12 protein-coding genes are annotated in these 14,219 nt (G+C 71.8%); 11 read left to right on the top strand and 1 reads right to left on the bottom strand.

Going from position 1 to position 14,219, the window contains the following annotated elements:
* Window positions 1-86: 86 nt before the first annotated feature.
* Both ACFY29_RS21535 and ACFY29_RS21530 read left to right on the top strand, forming a co-directional pair.
* A complete protein-coding gene (locus ACFY29_RS21535; protein WP_328425444.1) occupies window positions 87-326 on the top strand; it encodes a 4-oxalocrotonate tautomerase family protein in 240 nt (79 codons plus the stop codon).
* Window positions 327-393: 67 nt separating this feature from the next.
* Window positions 394-1,569, top strand: a complete 1,176-nt coding sequence (locus tag ACFY29_RS21530) for a glutathione-independent formaldehyde dehydrogenase (RefSeq protein WP_386988805.1) — start codon at window positions 394-396, stop codon at window positions 1,567-1,569.
* A 63-nt stretch (window positions 1,570-1,632) separates the two neighbouring features.
* Here the strand turns inward: ACFY29_RS21530 and ACFY29_RS21525 are convergent, their stop codons facing one another.
* Window positions 1,633-2,055 carry an acyl-CoA thioesterase gene (locus ACFY29_RS21525; RefSeq protein WP_386988802.1) on the bottom strand — a complete coding sequence of 141 codons (423 nt, stop codon included), beginning with the start codon at window positions 2,053-2,055 and terminating at the stop codon, window positions 1,633-1,635.
* A 385-nt stretch (window positions 2,056-2,440) separates the two neighbouring features.
* On the opposite strand from ACFY29_RS21525, the gene mmsA reads away from it, so the two are divergent.
* From mmsA to ACFY29_RS21480, 9 genes are all read left to right on the top strand, one after another.
* Window positions 2,441-3,988, top strand: a complete 1,548-nt coding sequence (gene mmsA / locus ACFY29_RS21520) for a multiple monosaccharide ABC transporter ATP-binding protein (protein WP_328425450.1) — start codon at window positions 2,441-2,443, stop codon at window positions 3,986-3,988.
* Window positions 3,985-5,331: a multiple monosaccharide ABC transporter permease gene (gene mmsB, locus ACFY29_RS21515; RefSeq protein ID WP_328425453.1), complete on the top strand. Its 1,347-nt coding sequence runs from the start codon at window positions 3,985-3,987 to the stop codon at window positions 5,329-5,331. The genes mmsA and mmsB overlap by 4 nt, the downstream gene beginning before the upstream one ends.
* Before the next feature lie 6 nt (window positions 5,332-5,337).
* A complete protein-coding gene (locus ACFY29_RS21510; protein WP_328425455.1) occupies window positions 5,338-6,438 on the top strand; it encodes a sugar-binding protein in 1,101 nt (366 codons plus the stop codon).
* Window positions 6,439-6,550: 112 nt separating this feature from the next.
* Entirely contained in the window at window positions 6,551-7,813 is a 1,263-nt protein-coding gene (locus ACFY29_RS21505) for an ROK family protein (RefSeq protein ID WP_386988798.1), read from the top strand.
* A 213-nt stretch (window positions 7,814-8,026) separates the two neighbouring features.
* Window positions 8,027-9,040 carry an ATP-binding cassette domain-containing protein gene (locus ACFY29_RS21500; protein WP_386988795.1) on the top strand — a complete coding sequence of 338 codons (1,014 nt, stop codon included), beginning with the start codon at window positions 8,027-8,029 and terminating at the stop codon, window positions 9,038-9,040.
* Between the two features lie 5 nt (window positions 9,041-9,045).
* The gene (locus tag ACFY29_RS21495) at window positions 9,046-9,870 is read left to right on the top strand and encodes an ABC transporter permease (RefSeq protein ID WP_386989895.1); all 825 of its coding nucleotides are present in this window, start codon (window positions 9,046-9,048) and stop codon (window positions 9,868-9,870) included.
* A gap of 80 nt (window positions 9,871-9,950) precedes the next feature.
* Window positions 9,951-12,746, top strand: coding sequence for a DEAD/DEAH box helicase (locus ACFY29_RS21490; RefSeq protein WP_386988793.1), 2,796 nt, complete (start codon window positions 9,951-9,953; stop codon window positions 12,744-12,746).
* Window positions 12,743-12,874, top strand: a complete 132-nt coding sequence (locus ACFY29_RS21485; RefSeq protein ID WP_386988792.1) for a hypothetical protein — start codon at window positions 12,743-12,745, stop codon at window positions 12,872-12,874. Before ACFY29_RS21490 ends, ACFY29_RS21485 begins: the two co-directional genes overlap by 4 nt.
* 24 nt (window positions 12,875-12,898) lie before the next feature.
* The gene (locus ACFY29_RS21480; RefSeq protein ID WP_386988790.1) at window positions 12,899-14,041 is read left to right on the top strand and encodes an SWIM zinc finger family protein; all 1,143 of its coding nucleotides are present in this window, start codon (window positions 12,899-12,901) and stop codon (window positions 14,039-14,041) included.
* Window positions 14,042-14,219: the final 178 nt, after the last annotated feature.

The raw sequence follows: 14,219 nt of genomic DNA, 5'->3' as shown, positions 1-14,219 counted from the left end.
GTACACGACCGGTCGGCTAGTTTTAGTCGACCAGTCGTCTAGTGTCCCCGGAATCCACCCCACCCCCTTCCGAAGAGGAGCAGGCCATGCCGATCGTCACCATCCAGATCACCCGCGAGGGCAGCACGCCCGGCGCGTCCGCGGCGACCGCCGAGGAGAAGGCCGCGCTGATCAAGGGCGTGAGCGAACTGCTGCGCGACGTCCTGAACAAGCCGTTGACATCGACCTTCGTGGTGATCGACGAGGTCGAGACCGAGAACTGGGGTCGCGGCGGCCTCCCGGTCGAACAGTTCCGCCAGCAGCAGAGCGCCCAGCTGCCCGAGTAGCGCCGGGCGGCATGAACGCACCGGCCGCGGGAAGAACCGGTTCTCTGCCGCTGGTGAGGGAGCCGGGATGAGAGCCGTCGTCTACGCGGACGTCCGCAGCGTCGCGGTGCGGGAGGTGCCGGACGCCACGTTGGAGGCCGAGACCGACGCGCTCGTGCGGATCACCTCCACCGCCATGTGCGGCACCGACCTGCACATGTACGACGGGCGGACCGGCGCCGATGCCGGCCTGGTGCTCGGCCACGAGCCGTTGGGCGTGGTGCAGCAGGTGGGCGGCGCGGTGCAGACCGTCCGTCCGGGCACCCGCGTGGTGATCCCCACGCACCTGTTCTGCGGGACGTGCGTGATGTGTGCCCGAGGGCTCTCGGCGGCCTGCCTGCGGGTCCGGGCCGAGGGGCCGGGCGCGGCGTACGGCTACGCCGGGATGGGCCCCTACCGGGGGGCTCAGGCCGACCTGCTGCGCGTGCCGTGGGCCGACGCGAACTGTGTACCCGTGCCCGGGGAGCCGGGGGACGCGTACGAGGACGACTTCGTGCTGCTCGCCGACGCGTTCGTCACCGGTTGGCACGCCGCAGCCACCCTGGCCGGGGTCGAAGCCGGCGACACGGTGGCCGTGTTCGGCGCCGGCACCATCGGCCTGCTCAGCGCGTACTCGGCGCTGATCCGGGGAGCCCGGGTGGTGTACTGCGTGGACGGCGTCGACGCCCGGCTCGACAAGGCCGGCGAGATCGGCGCGGTGCCGGTCGACTTTTGCCGCGGCGACCCGGTCGAGCAGATCCGCGCGGACCGGGCGCGGACCGGGCTGCCGCTCGGCGAGGAGAAGCTGGGCGGGATCGACAAGGTCATCGACGCCGTCGGGTTCCAGGCCCGGGACCGGGAGCGCCCCGACCAGGAGCGCCCCGACCAGGTCATCGCCGACGCGGCCCGGTTGGTCAACCCCGCCGGGGCGATCGCGGTCGCTGGCGTGTACCCGGAGAAGGACCTGCAACCCCGTCCCGGCGCGAGCGCCCGCGAGGATCTGGTCGCGCCGTGGGGGACGCTGTTCAGCAAGGGCGTCGCGGTCCGGTTCGGCCGTACCCACGACCGCCGCTACACGGTGCTCTTGCGGGACCTGGTCGTCGCCGGCCGGGCCCGGCCCAGCGTGATCGTCACCCACCACGGCAGCCTCGACGATGCGCCCGAGCTGTACCGCAGCTTCGACCGCCGTGAGCACGGGGTGATCAAGGCGGTGCTGCACCCGTGAGCGACGAGCCGGAAAGCGGCGCGGCGGAGCACGTCGACCCGCTCGGGCCGGTGGAGACCAGCCTCAGAGGTTGAGCGGCCCCGGGTCGGTGGCCAGCTGCCGAAACCGTACGCGCGGGTCGGGCACCAGCCGTCGCGTCGACAGGTCCAGCAGCCCGCCCACCCCGGTCAGCCGGGCGACCGGAGTGCCGTCGACGAGGGTGTAGTCCTGCTCGATCTGGAACACCTTGCTCTCGCTCCAGTGGAACTGGCAGGACACGTCCACCTCGTCCCCGCCACGCAGCTCCCGTAGGTACTTCAGGTTTGACTCCAGGGCGACCGGTCCGATGCCAGCGGCCAGGAGCCGGTCCTGTGCGATGCCGGCGGCGCGCAGGCACTCCCACCGGGCGTGCTCGCCGTACTGGACGTAGACGGCCTGGTTCAGGTGGCCCTGGGTGTCCAGCTCGTAACCCCGGACGGTGATGCGTACCCGGAAGGGATCTGCCATGCGGCGAGGGTAGCGGGACCTACCGACACGAGGTGCCGCCCGTCCGGTCTGGGCGGCGGCCATCCGGCACGGTACCCTTCCGCCGGCGGAAGTCGCGTCGTGCCTGTTGAGGGTCCTTTGCGCAGCGGCCTGGGTCGATCCCGCTCGGCCGGCGGAAGTCGCCCGGGAGCGTGGCGATCGGGTCCTCCGCTGCCGGCGGGACTATAGGGGCCGCTGGGGCAGGCGAACACAGTGCGACGTCTATATTGCCGGATTGTTACATTTTCAACACGCCCCCGCCTTGCGGATGGGCCTCTCGCCGCAATACGTTGCCGTCAACAACAAAACCGAGTGAAGGTCAAACCTTCCGGAGGCAACCGATGACGTTGGCGAGGTGGTACGAGCGATGAGCGACGTGCCCATCCTCCTTGAGATGCGCTCCATCACCAAGGAGTTCCCAGGAGTCAAGGCCCTCTCCGACGTCAACCTGGTGGTTCGCGCCGGCGAGATCCATGCCATCTGCGGTGAAAACGGCGCGGGCAAGTCCACGCTGATGAAGGTCCTCAGCGGTGTGTACCCGTACGGCACCTACGACGGCCAGATCGTCTACCAGGGGTCGGAGACGCGTTTCTCCGACATCCGGGCCAGCGAGAACGCCGGAATCGTGATCATCCACCAGGAGCTCGCGCTCATTCCGGGCATGTCGATCGCCGAGAACATCTTCCTCGGCAACGAGCCGCGCAAGCGGGGCGCGATCGACTGGAAGGCCGCGAACCGGATGGCGCTGGACCTGATGGCCCGGGTCGGTCTGCAGGAGGACCCGGACACCCTGATCAAGGACATCGGGGTCGGCAAGCAGCAGCTCGTGGAGATCGCCAAGGCGTTCGCCAAGGACGTGAAGCTGCTCATCCTGGACGAGCCGACGGCCGCGCTGAACGAGGCCGACTCCCGGCACCTGCTGGACCTGCTGCGCGGCTTCCGCTCGCGTGGCATCACCTCGATCATGATCTCGCACAAGCTGAACGAGATCGAGGCGATCGCCGACCAGATCACCATCCTGCGCGACGGCCGGACGGTGGAGACGCTGGACGTCAGGGCCGAAGGGGTCGACGAGGACCGGATCGTGCGGGGCATGGTCGGCCGCGAGCTGAGCAGCCGGTTCCCGGACCACACGCCGAAGATCGGTGAGGTCTTCTTCGAGGTCCGCGACTGGAACGTGCGGCATCCGATCTCCGCCGACCGGCAGGTCTGCAAGAACGAGAGCTTCGTGGTGCGCCGCGGCGAGATCGTCGGCTTCGCCGGCCTGATGGGCGCGGGCCGCACCGAGCTGGCGATGAGCGTGTTCGGCCGCTCCTACGGGGTGTACGAGTCGGGCACGATCATCAAGGACGGCAAGGAGATCGTGCTCAAGTCGGTGGCGGACGCGATCGACCACGGGCTCGCGTACGTCAGTGAGGACCGCAAGGCGATCGGCCTCAACCTGCTCGACGACATCAAGTCGTCGACGGTGGCCGCCAAGCTGTCCAAGATCTCCCACCACGGCGTCCTGGACCAGGTCGAGGAGTACCAGGCGGCCGAGGCGTACCGCAAGGAGTTGCGGACCAAGGCCCCGACGGTCGACGAGAGCGTCTCCAAGCTCTCCGGCGGCAACCAGCAGAAGGTGGTGCTGGCGAAGTGGATGTTCACGGACCCGGACCTGCTGATCCTCGACGAGCCGACGCGCGGTATCGACGTGGGCGCCAAGTACGAGATCTACGGCATCATCCAGCGGCTCGCCGACCAGGGGAAGGGTGTCGTCATCATCTCCTCGGAGTTGCCTGAGCTGATCGGGCTCTGCGACCGCATCTACACCGTGTTCGAAGGTGCCATCACGGGCGAGATCGCCCGGGAGGACGCCACCCCGGAAAACCTCATGAAGCAGATGACCTCGACGAAGAAGATGCTGACACGATGAGCCGATTGAAGGACCTTCAGAAGAACCTGTTCGGAGGCACCACCTCCAACGCTCGCCAGTTCGGGATGATCTTCACCCTGGTGGCGATCGTCGTCCTGTTCCAGATCTTGACCGATGGCCTGACTCTGCGGTCGGACAACCTGATCGCGCTGTTCCAGCAGAATTCGTACATTCTGATCCTGGCCATCGGCATGCTCATGGTGATCGTCGCCGGGCACATCGACCTCTCGGTCGGCTCCGTGGCCGCATTCGCCGGCATCCTGGTGGCGAAGGCGATGGCCGACTGGTCACTGCCCTGGCCCCTCGCCATCCTCTTCGGCCTCGGGATCGGCGCGCTGATCGGCGCCTGGCAGGGCTTCTGGGTGGCCTACATCGGGGTGCCAGCGTTCATCGTGACCCTGGCCGGCATGCTGCTCTTCCGCGGCGGCAACCAGTTCATCGGTAACGCGAACACCATCCCGGTGCCGGAAGGCTTCCGGGAGATCGGCTCCGGCTTCCTGCCCGAGTTCGGGCCGAACACCGGCTACAACAACGCCACGCTGCTACTCGGTCTGGCCGCGGCGGTGGCCGTGGTGTGGCGCGAGCTCCAGGCGCGCAAGACCCGCCGGGCGATGGACGCCGATCCGGCCCCGATGTGGATCTCGATCCTGCGCATGGCCGTCATGGTCGGGGTGATCGCCTTCGCCGCGCTGCGCTTCGCCAGCGGTCGCGTCGGCACCAGCTTCCCGATCTCCGGCATCATCCTGGTCGCGCTGGTCCTCGCGTACTCCTTCTACACCCGCAACACGGCCGGCGGCCGGCACATCTACGCGGTGGGCGGCAACTCCCGGGCGGCCGAGCTGTCCGGTGTGAAGCTCAAGCGGGTCAACTTCTTCGTCATGATGAACATGTCCGTCCTGGCAGCCCTGGCCGGCATGATCTTCGTGGCCCGTTCGGCGGCCTCCGGCCCGCAGGACGGCAACGGCTGGGAACTGGACGCGATCGCCGCGGTCTTCATCGGTGGCGCGGCCGTCTCCGGCGGTATCGGAACCATCAGCGGCTCGATCGTTGGTGGTCTCGTCATGGCCGTGCTCAACAACGGCCTGCAACTGATGGGCGTGGGCACCGACCGCGTCCAGATCATCAAGGGCCTGGTCCTGCTGCTGGCCGTCGCGATCGACGTCTACAACAAGAGCCAGGGGCGCTTCTCCGTGATCGGGAGCATCACACGCTCCTTCAAGCGGGACGCACCCACCACCCCCGTTTCACCGCCCGACGCGGAGCGCGAGCCCGCCACGGCACCGGTGCCCGGACCACGGGCCACCGACCTCTCCTCCGTGTCACCTCTCCAGAAGGGCAAGTAACTTCCCATGCGTAGATTCTTCGGCAAGTCGGTGGCCATCGGTGCCGTCGCCATGCTGGCTCTCACCGCCTGCGGCTCCGGCCGCGACGAGGAGACCGGCGGCTCCAACGGTGACGCCAAGGGCTTCGCGGCGAACTCCCTGATCGGTGTCGCCCTGCCGGCCAAGACCTCGGAGAACTGGGTCCTCGCCGGTGACCTGTTCAGCAACGGTCTCAAGGAGGCCGGTTTCCAGAGCGACGTGCAGTACGCGGGTGCGTCGACCACGGTCGCCGACCAGCAGGCTCAGATCACCGCCATGGTGACCAAGGGCGCCAAGGTCATCGTCATCGGCGCGACCGACGCCGCGCAGCTGTCGACCCAGGTCGCCGCGGCCCACCAGGCCGGCGTGAAGGTCATCGCGTACGACCGGCTCATCACCAACACGCCGGACCTCGACTACTACGTCGCGTTCGACAACTTCAAGGTCGGCGAGCTCCAGGGCCAGGCCCTGCTCGAGGGCATGAAGGCCAAGAAGCCGAACGGCCCGTACAACATCGAGCTGTTCTCCGGCTCGCCGGACGACAACAACGCCGGTGTCTTCTTCAACGGCGCGATGAGCGTGCTCAAGCCGGAGATCGACAAGGGCAACGTGGTCGTCGCCTCGAAGCAGACCGACGTCAAGCAGACCGCCATCCAGGGCTGGAAGGCCGAGGGTGCGCAGGCCCGCATGGACCAGCTGCTGACCTCGACCTACGGCAACAAGGAGCTGGACGGCGTCCTCTCCCCGAACGACACCCTGGCCCGCGCGATCATGACCTCGATCAAGGGTGCTGGCAAGCAGGTCCCGGTCGTCACCGGTCAGGACTCCGAGGTTGAGTCGGTCAAGTCGATCGTCGCTGGCGAGCAGTACATGACGATCAACAAGGACACGCGGAACCTGGTCAAGGAGACCATCAACATGGTCAAGGCCCTCCAGGCCGGTAACACCCCGCAGGTGAACGACACCAAGTCCTACAACAACGGCAGCAAGGTCGTCGACACGTACCTGCTCCCGCCGGTCGCCGTCACCAAGGCCAACGCGGCTGAGGCGTACGCCAACGACCCGAAGCTCGCGCCGCTCACCAAGTAAGCACCACACGGTAGGCAGCAACGCCGATGGGTCCCGGATCTCCTCTTCCGGGACCCATCGTCGTCCTGGCACCCCCGCACCACCCGCCGCCGACCCGGAAGGAGGTCTGACCGTGGAAACACCCGTCCGGTCCAGGCCAGCCGGCGTCGGCCGCAACCCCGAATCCCCGCTGCCCTCGGTCCCCGGCGCCAGCCAGGAGGAGATCCGGCGGCAGAACCTCGGCGCCGTCCTGCGCTACGTCCACCTGCACGGGCCGACATCCCGGGCCGAGCTGACCAGCCGGCTCGGCCTCAACCGCAGCACCATCGGTGCCCTCGCGGCCGACCTGGTCGCCAGTGGCCTGGTCACCGAGGAGGCGCCGACCACCGCCCGCCGCGCCGGCCGCCCCTCGCTGGTGGTCAGCCCTCGCTCCGACCGGGTCTACGCGCAGGCGCTGAGCATCGACGCGGACCGACTGCGCGCCGCCCGGGTCGGCCTCGGCGGGCGCATCCTCGATCTGCGCGAGGTCGCCCGACCCGTCGGCATGTCGGCGGTCGACGCCGTCGGCCCGCTCGCCGACCTCGTCCGCGACATGGAACGCTGCGTGGCCGCCGACGCGCTGCTGGTCGGCGGCGCGGTCGCGGTCACCGACACCACCCGTGACGCGGACGACAGGATCCGGATCGTCGGCATCGACGGGACCCTCGGCGCCGCGCTCGAGGCCGAACTCTCCGCCGGCCCGGGTTTCGTGGCCGGCGACCTGGCCGACATCGCCGGCCTGGCCGAGCACGTCCGCGGCGTGGCGGCGGGCGTCGACGATCTCATCTACCTGCACGGCGGCCTCGGCATCAGCGCCGGCATCATCGTGGGTGGCCGGCTGATGATCGGGCACCGGGGCCACAGCGGCAAGGTTGGCCACATGGTGGTCAACCCGAACGGGCTGCCCTGCGGGTGCGGCTCACGCGGCTGCTGGGAGACCGAGATCGGTGAGAACGCGCTGCTGCGGCACGCCGGCCGGGACCCCGGCGACCGCGCGGCGGTGGCCGAGGTGCTGCGCGCGGCGGCGGACGGAGACCGGACCGCGCGAGAGGCGGTCGAGCGGGTCGCCGACTGGCTCGGCTTCGGCGTGGCCAACCTGGTCAACGTGGTCAACCCGGACGCCGTGGTGTTCGGCGGCTCGCTGCGCGACATCTTCACCGCCGGGGCGGACACGGTCCGCAGCCGGCTGGGCGCCATGCCGCTACCGGTCTCCCGCGAGCACCTGCGCCTGGAGGCGGCGGCGCTCGGCCCGGACGCCGTCCTGATCGGCGCCGCCGAACTGGCCTTCGACAAGCTGCTGGCCGACCCGCTGAACGTCGGCGTCGCCGGCCACGTGGGGCCCGTCGACCCGGCGTAGCCGCAAGCGCCTGCTGCGGCCGATGCGGCACGTCCTCGACGGCGCTGGTGCCGGGCCGGGTGGCCGGCACGCGGAGTGCGGCTGATCGGGCTCATCGATCACCTCGAACAGATCACCGTCATCAACCGACGGGAATGCCATGTGCCCATCGCTGCCGTAGGTGCTACCGTACGTCGTACGACAGCGGCGACGGCGGCATCGAGGGGGAGCGAAATGACGACCGGTGAGGACGCGATAGTCGCGCAGGGGCTGCGCAAGCGGTACGGGGACCGGCACGCGCTGGACGGCTTCGACCTGCGGGTCCGGGCCGGCACGGTGTACGGCCTGCTGGGCCCGAACGGTGCCGGCAAAACCACTGCCGTACGGATCCTGTCCACCCTGCTCCGCTTCGACGAGGGGCGGGCCGAGGTGGCCGGGTTCGACGTGGCACGCCAGCCCGAGCAGGTGCGCTACCGCATCGGGCTGGTGGGGCAGCAGGCTGCGCTGGACGAGATGCTCAGCGGCCAGCAGAACCTCGTCATCTTCGGCCGACTGTTCCACCTCGACCCGAAGGCGGCTCGGCGGCGCGCCACCGAGTTGCTGGAACGGTTCGGCCTCGCCGACGCCGGTGAGCAGCCGGTGAAGGCGTACTCGGGTGGCATGCGCCGGCGGCTGGACCTCGCCGCCGGGATGATCCTCACCCCGTCGGTGCTCTTCCTCGACGAACCCACCACCGGTCTGGACCCGCGCGGTCGCAACGAGGTCTGGGAGTCGGTCCGGGAGTTGGTCCGCGCCGGCACCACCGTCCTGCTCACCACCCAGTACCTGGACGAGGCCGACCAGTTGGCCGACCGGGTCTCCGTGGTCGACGCCGGCCGGGTGATCGCCGAGGGCACCCCGGACGACCTCAAGGGCCGCCTCGGCGGCGACCGCCTCGACCTGGTCCTCCGCGACCGCGCCGATCTCGCCGCCGCCCTGCCGCGGCTGCGGCAGGTGGTCGGGGTCGAGCCGACGGTCGACCACGACCGGCGGCTGCTCAGTGCCCGGATCGGGGACCGGGCCGCCACACTCGCCGCCGTGCTACGGGCGCTTGACGAGGGCGGCGTGCAGGTGGCGGACATCGCGCTGCGCCGCCCCACCCTGGATGAGGTGTTCCTGCACCTCACCGGGCATCGACCGCAGCCCGCCGAGGACGGCGGCGCCGAGGCGGTCGGTGTGCCCGCCGACAGCGCGGAGGTTTCGGCGTGACCAGTCTGACCCTGCCCGGCACCGGATCGCCGGCCCACCGGCCCGGCCGTCCCACCCTGCTGGCCGACAGCGTCACGCTGACCCGGCGGGGCCTAGCCCACTGGCGCCGCGATCCCGGGCCGCTGATCGGCTCGCTCGGCTTCGACATCCTGATCGTGCTGATGTTCGTCTACCTCTTCGGCGGCGCGTTGGAGGTGCCGGGGGGCGGGAGCTATCGGGAGTTCCTGCTGCCCGGCATGTTCGTGATGACCATGGTGTTCGGCATCAGCCTCACCACCATCGCCGTCTCGGCCGACCTGGACCGCGGGGTGACCGACCGCTTCCGGTCGATGCCCGTCTCGCCGCTGGCCCCGCTCATGGGTCGGGCGGCGGCCGACATGATGTTCGCCTTGGTCACCCTCGTGGTGATGCTGTTGGCCGGTCTGGCGCTCGGGTGGCGGGCGCACGGCGGTGTCGGCGACACGCTGGCCGCGGTGGGGCTGATCCTGCTGCTGCGGTTCGCCCTGGTCTGGGTCGGCATCTTCCTGGGCCTGGTGATGCGGGGCCAGCAGGCGGTGGCCGGGGTGCAGATCCTGGAGTTTCCGCTCGGCTTCCTGTCCAACGCGTTCGTGGCGCCGTCCACCATGCCCGCCTGGCTGGGCACGGTGGCCGAGTGGAACCCCCTGTCGGTGACCGTCGGCGCGACCCGTGAACTCTTCGGCAACGCCGGCTGGGGTGGCGACTCCTGGGTGGTCCAGCAGTACCCGTGGCTGGCCGTCGTGTGGCCAGTCGTGCTGGTCGCCGTCTTCCTGCCGCTCTCGGTGGCCCGCTACCGGCGGCTGGGTGGTTGAACCGGGGCTTGTCGAACGTCGTAGGTCACGATTGTCGGGTCGGTGGGCGGCCGCCCATCGACGATCCATCAGGAGGCAGAGTGCCGTTCGTGGTCGTCTTCACCCCGGGCGACCCGCCCCGCGCCGGCACGGTCCACGTCCACCATCCGTCCGCCGACGCGCTGCCCGAGGAGTTCGACGGGTTCGGCGAGGGCGGCGAGCTGGGGCTGGTCCTCCCGCGCGGCGGCCGGCCGGAGCTGTGCACCGTCCCGGTCCGGTCCATCCCGGTGGGCGACGCGGTCCGCCGGCTGGTGGCGTTGCGCGACGCCGACCAGCTCGAGCCGGCCGCCGCGTTCTGGTCGGCGGTCGCGGTCACCGGGCTCCACCTCGTCGCCCGAGGGCGAATCCTGCCCGGAGTGTCACCGCAGGGGTACGACGGCTGGCGCGCCGGCCCGTTCGACGTCGAGGACATGCGACGTATCCGGGCGTTGGCCTCCGCGATGCCCCCGACGGCGCGCGCGGTGCCGCTCGACCCCACGGCGCGACGGCTGGTCCTCCCCGACCCGGAGGAACTGGTCCGCGCCTTCCTCGACGCGGTGGCCGACACGCTGCCGCGTACCCCGGCCGCGCCCTGGCTCACCGGCGATCCCCGCTTCACCGCCCCGGCGCCCCAGCCGGCCGAGGAACTGCGCGGCTGGGCCAGGCAGGTCTCCGCCGGGGTGGACACCGGCCTGCGAGTGGCGCTGCGCGTGGAGATGCGGGGGGATCTCGACACCACCGCGCCCAGCGCCGTGGTCCGGCTGCGCAGTCTCGCTGACCCCACCCTGGTCAGCGACGCCGAGGCCCTCTGGGCGGGCGACCAGCACGGTCTCGGCGACCGGGCCACCGTGGAGGCGATGCTCGCCGTGCGACGCGCGGCCGCGCTGTGGCCGCCGCTGGAACGCCTCCTCGACGAGGCCGCGCCGGTCGAGCTGGAGCTGCTCGACGAGGATCTGGTCGACCTGTTCGACGGCGCCGAGGCACGGCTGGTCGCGGCCGGCATCGACATCGAGTGGCCGGCGCAGCTCTCCCGCGCGCTCGCCGCCCGGGTGCTGGTCAGTTCCCCACCGGAGCAGCCCGCCGACCCGGCGGCCTTCTTCCGTTCCGCCGCGCCGCTGCCGCTGAGCTGGCAGCTGACCCTCGCCGGGGTGCCGCTGACCGACGCCGAGGCGGACCTGATCGCGGTCGCCCGGCCGATCGTCCGGCTGCGCGACGGGTGGGTTGCGGTTCCACCGGAGCTGGCCCGCCGGGCCGCCGAGCGCCGGCTCACCCCGCTCCCGGCGTACGACGCCCTGGCGGCGACCCTGACCGGCAGCACCGAGGTGGCCGGCGAGCGGGTCGACGTGGTGGCCGACGGGTGGCTGGACGCGCTGTGTGAACGGCTCGCCGACCCCGACCGGGGGCCGGAGCCGCTGACCCCGCCGGCCGCGCTCGCCACCACTCTGCGCGGGTACCAACTGCGTGGGCTGCGCTGGCTGGAGCGGATGACCTCGCTCGGGTTCGGTGGCTGCCTCGCCGACGACATGGGCCTGGGCAAGACGGTCACCGTCGTGGCCCTGCACCTGCGCCGCCAGCTCGACCGGGCCACCGCCGGCGCGACCCTGGTGGTCTGCCCCGCCTCGGTGCTCGGCACCTGGGAGCGGGAGATCCGCCGGTTCGCCCCTGGCACGCCGGTACGCCGCTTCCACGGCAGCACCCGGTCGCTCGCCGAGCTGGCCGACGGGATCGTGCTGACCAGCTACGGCACCATGCGCCTCGACGCCGACACCCTGACCACCCAGCGCTGGGGGCTGGTGGTCGCGGACGAGGCGCAGTACGTGAAGAACAGGCTCAGCGGCACCGCGAAGGCCCTGCGGACGATCCCGGCCCAGGCCCGGGTCGCGCTCACCGGCACCCCCGTGGAGAACGACCTCACCGACCTGTGGGCGATCCTCGACTGGACCACGCCCGGCCTGCTGGGCACGGCGGGGGAGTTCCGCGCGACCTGGGCCCGGCCCATCGAGGTGGACCGGGACTCCGCGAGCGTCGGCCGGCTGTCCCGCCTGGCCCGCCCCTTCCTGCTGCGCCGCCGCAAGACGGACCCGGGCATCGCCCCCGAGTTGCCGCCCAAGACGGTCACCGACCATCTGGTCCCGCTGACCGCCGAGCAGACCGCCCTCTACGAGAAGGTGGTCGACGAGGTGCTGGCCGAGATCCGGGCCAGCGGCACCGGCATCGCCCGGCGCGGCCTGGTGCTCAAACTGCTGGTCGGGCTGAAGCAGGTCTGCAACCACCCGGCGCACTACCTGAAGGAGGCGCACGGTCCGCTGCGCGGCCGGTCGGAGAAGCTGCACCTCCTCGACGACCTGTTGGACACCATTCTCGCCGAGGGTGGCGGTGCGCTGGTCTTCACCCAGTACGTGCGGATGGCCCGGCTGCTGGCCCGGCACCTGGCCGAGCGGGGCGTACCGGCGCAGCTGCTGCACGGCGGCACGCCGGTGTCGCGGCGCGAGGAGCTGATCCGCCGGTTCCAGGCCGGCGAGGTGCCGGTCTTCCTGCTGTCGCTCAAGGCGGCCGGCGCCGGCCTGACCCTGACCCGGGCCGACCATGTCATCCACTACGACCGCTGGTGGAACCCGGCCGTCGAGGAACAGGCCACCGACCGGGCCCACCGGATCGGGCAGACCAGGCCGGTGCAGGTGCACCGGCTGATCGCCCAGGGCACCCTGGAGGAGCGCATCGCCGCCCTCCTGGAGGCCAAGCGAGCCCTGGCCGACGCCGTGCTCAGCGGCGGCGAGACCGCCCTGACCGAGCTGTCCGACGCCGAGTTGCTCCGGCTCGTCCGGCTCGGCGACCAGGAACGAGGGGATGGGACGTGACTGGCGACGAGGAGTTCGACGACCTGTGGGACGACGACGCCGAACCGGTGCGGGACGACGGACGGGCCCGCAGCTTCCCGGCCTTCGCACCGGACCGGCGGATCGGCCGGACGTTCGCCGCCACCTGATGGGGCACCGCCTGGATCGACGCCATGGAGCGGGCCGCGCTCGACCGTGGGCAGCTGAGCCGGGGTCGCCGGTACGCGCTCGCCGGTCAGGTCGGCCCGATCACAGTGAGTCCGGGCCGGATCTCCGCCCCGGTCCATGACGGCGACCCGGACCGTCCGCACGACACCGTGGTGCGCGTCGGCCCGCTCTCCGAGCGCCAGTGGGACCGTCTGCTCGACGCGCTCGCCGCGAAGGCCGGCCACATCGCCGCCCTGCTCGACCGGGAGATGCCGCCCGAGCTGGTCAACACCGCCGAGGACGCCGGGGTACGCCTGCTGCCCGGCTACGGCGACCTGGAACCGGAGTGCGAATGCCCGTCCTGGGACCAGCCCTGCCGGCACGCCGCAGCGTTGGCCTACCAGACGTCCTGGCTGCTCGACCGCGACCCGTTCGTGCTGCTGCTGATCCGCGGGCGGGCCGAGACCGAGCTGGTGGAGGAGCTGCGCCGGCGCAACGCCCGACGGCACATCGCGGTGGCGGACGCCGCCGCCCCGGTCGGCACCCCGGCGGAGGAAGCCTGGGCCGCTGCCCCGGCGCCGCTACCTGCACCGCCCGCGCCGGTGCCCGGCGCACCGCTGGCGCTCGCCCCGATCCTCGCCGGACACTCCGCGCCCGGCGTCGATGCCGAGGCGCTCGGGCTGCTCGCCGCCGACGTCGCTTCCCGGGCCCGGCACCTGCTCGCCGCCACCCGCGCGGAGCTGCTCGCGCCGGAGCCCGACGCCTGGCCGGACGCCGTCCGGCTGGCCGCCAGCGTGCCGCGCTCGCCGGCCGTCGAGCGGCTCGCCGAGGCCAGCGGGCGAGCGGCAGAGCTGCCCCGGGCCGTCCGGGCCTGGGAGTACGCCGGCCCGGCCGGCGTGGCCGCCCTCGACGCGGTGTTCACCCCGCCGCCCGAGGTGACCGCCCGGACCACCGCGGCGCTGCGTGCGGTGGTGGACGGCGACGTCAAGTCCTGGCGCAACCGGTGGACCGTCGGCCGGGACGTGCAGTTGCGCCACGGCCCGGACGGACGCTGGTATCCGTTCCGGCGCCGTGCCGGTGCCTGGTGGCCAGCGGGCCCGCCCCGCACCGATCCGACCGACGCCCTGCTCGACCTGCCGCCGGAGGGGTCCGACACCGAACGCCGGTGACGTACCCGCTGCCCCCGCGGGCCGCCGGTGCCCCTGCCGGCGTTCGACCAGGCGCAGGTGCGGGACTCCGACCGGACAGGCGGCGGGGCCCCCGGGCCCCCCCCCCGGGGGGCCCCCCGGGCCCCCCGGGGGGCGCCCCCCCCCCCCGGCCGCGGGGGGGGGGGGGGGGGGCGGGGCG

Source organism: Micromonospora sp. NPDC000668 (genome assembly GCF_042897975.1).
GTDB lineage: Bacteria > Actinomycetota > Actinomycetes > Mycobacteriales > Micromonosporaceae > Micromonospora.
This window is presented reverse-complemented; position numbering and strand designations above follow the sequence as displayed.

Coding starts and splice junctions, on each gene's coding strand:
- ACFY29_RS21510 (WP_328425455.1), top strand. CDS start 5,338: ATGCGTAGATTCTTCGGCAAGTCGGTGGCCATCGGTGCCGTCGCCATG.
- ACFY29_RS21500 (WP_386988795.1), top strand. CDS start 8,027: ATGACGACCGGTGAGGACGCGATAGTCGCGCAGGGGCTGCGCAAGCGG.
- ACFY29_RS21535 (WP_328425444.1), top strand. CDS start 87: ATGCCGATCGTCACCATCCAGATCACCCGCGAGGGCAGCACGCCCGGC.
- ACFY29_RS21480 (WP_386988790.1), top strand. CDS start 12,899: ATGGAGCGGGCCGCGCTCGACCGTGGGCAGCTGAGCCGGGGTCGCCGG.
- ACFY29_RS21530 (WP_386988805.1), top strand. CDS start 394: ATGAGAGCCGTCGTCTACGCGGACGTCCGCAGCGTCGCGGTGCGGGAG.
- mmsB (WP_328425453.1), top strand. CDS start 3,985: ATGAGCCGATTGAAGGACCTTCAGAAGAACCTGTTCGGAGGCACCACC.
- ACFY29_RS21525 (WP_386988802.1), bottom strand. CDS start 2,055: ATGGCAGATCCCTTCCGGGTACGCATCACCGTCCGGGGTTACGAGCTG.
- mmsA (WP_328425450.1), top strand. CDS start 2,441: ATGAGCGACGTGCCCATCCTCCTTGAGATGCGCTCCATCACCAAGGAG.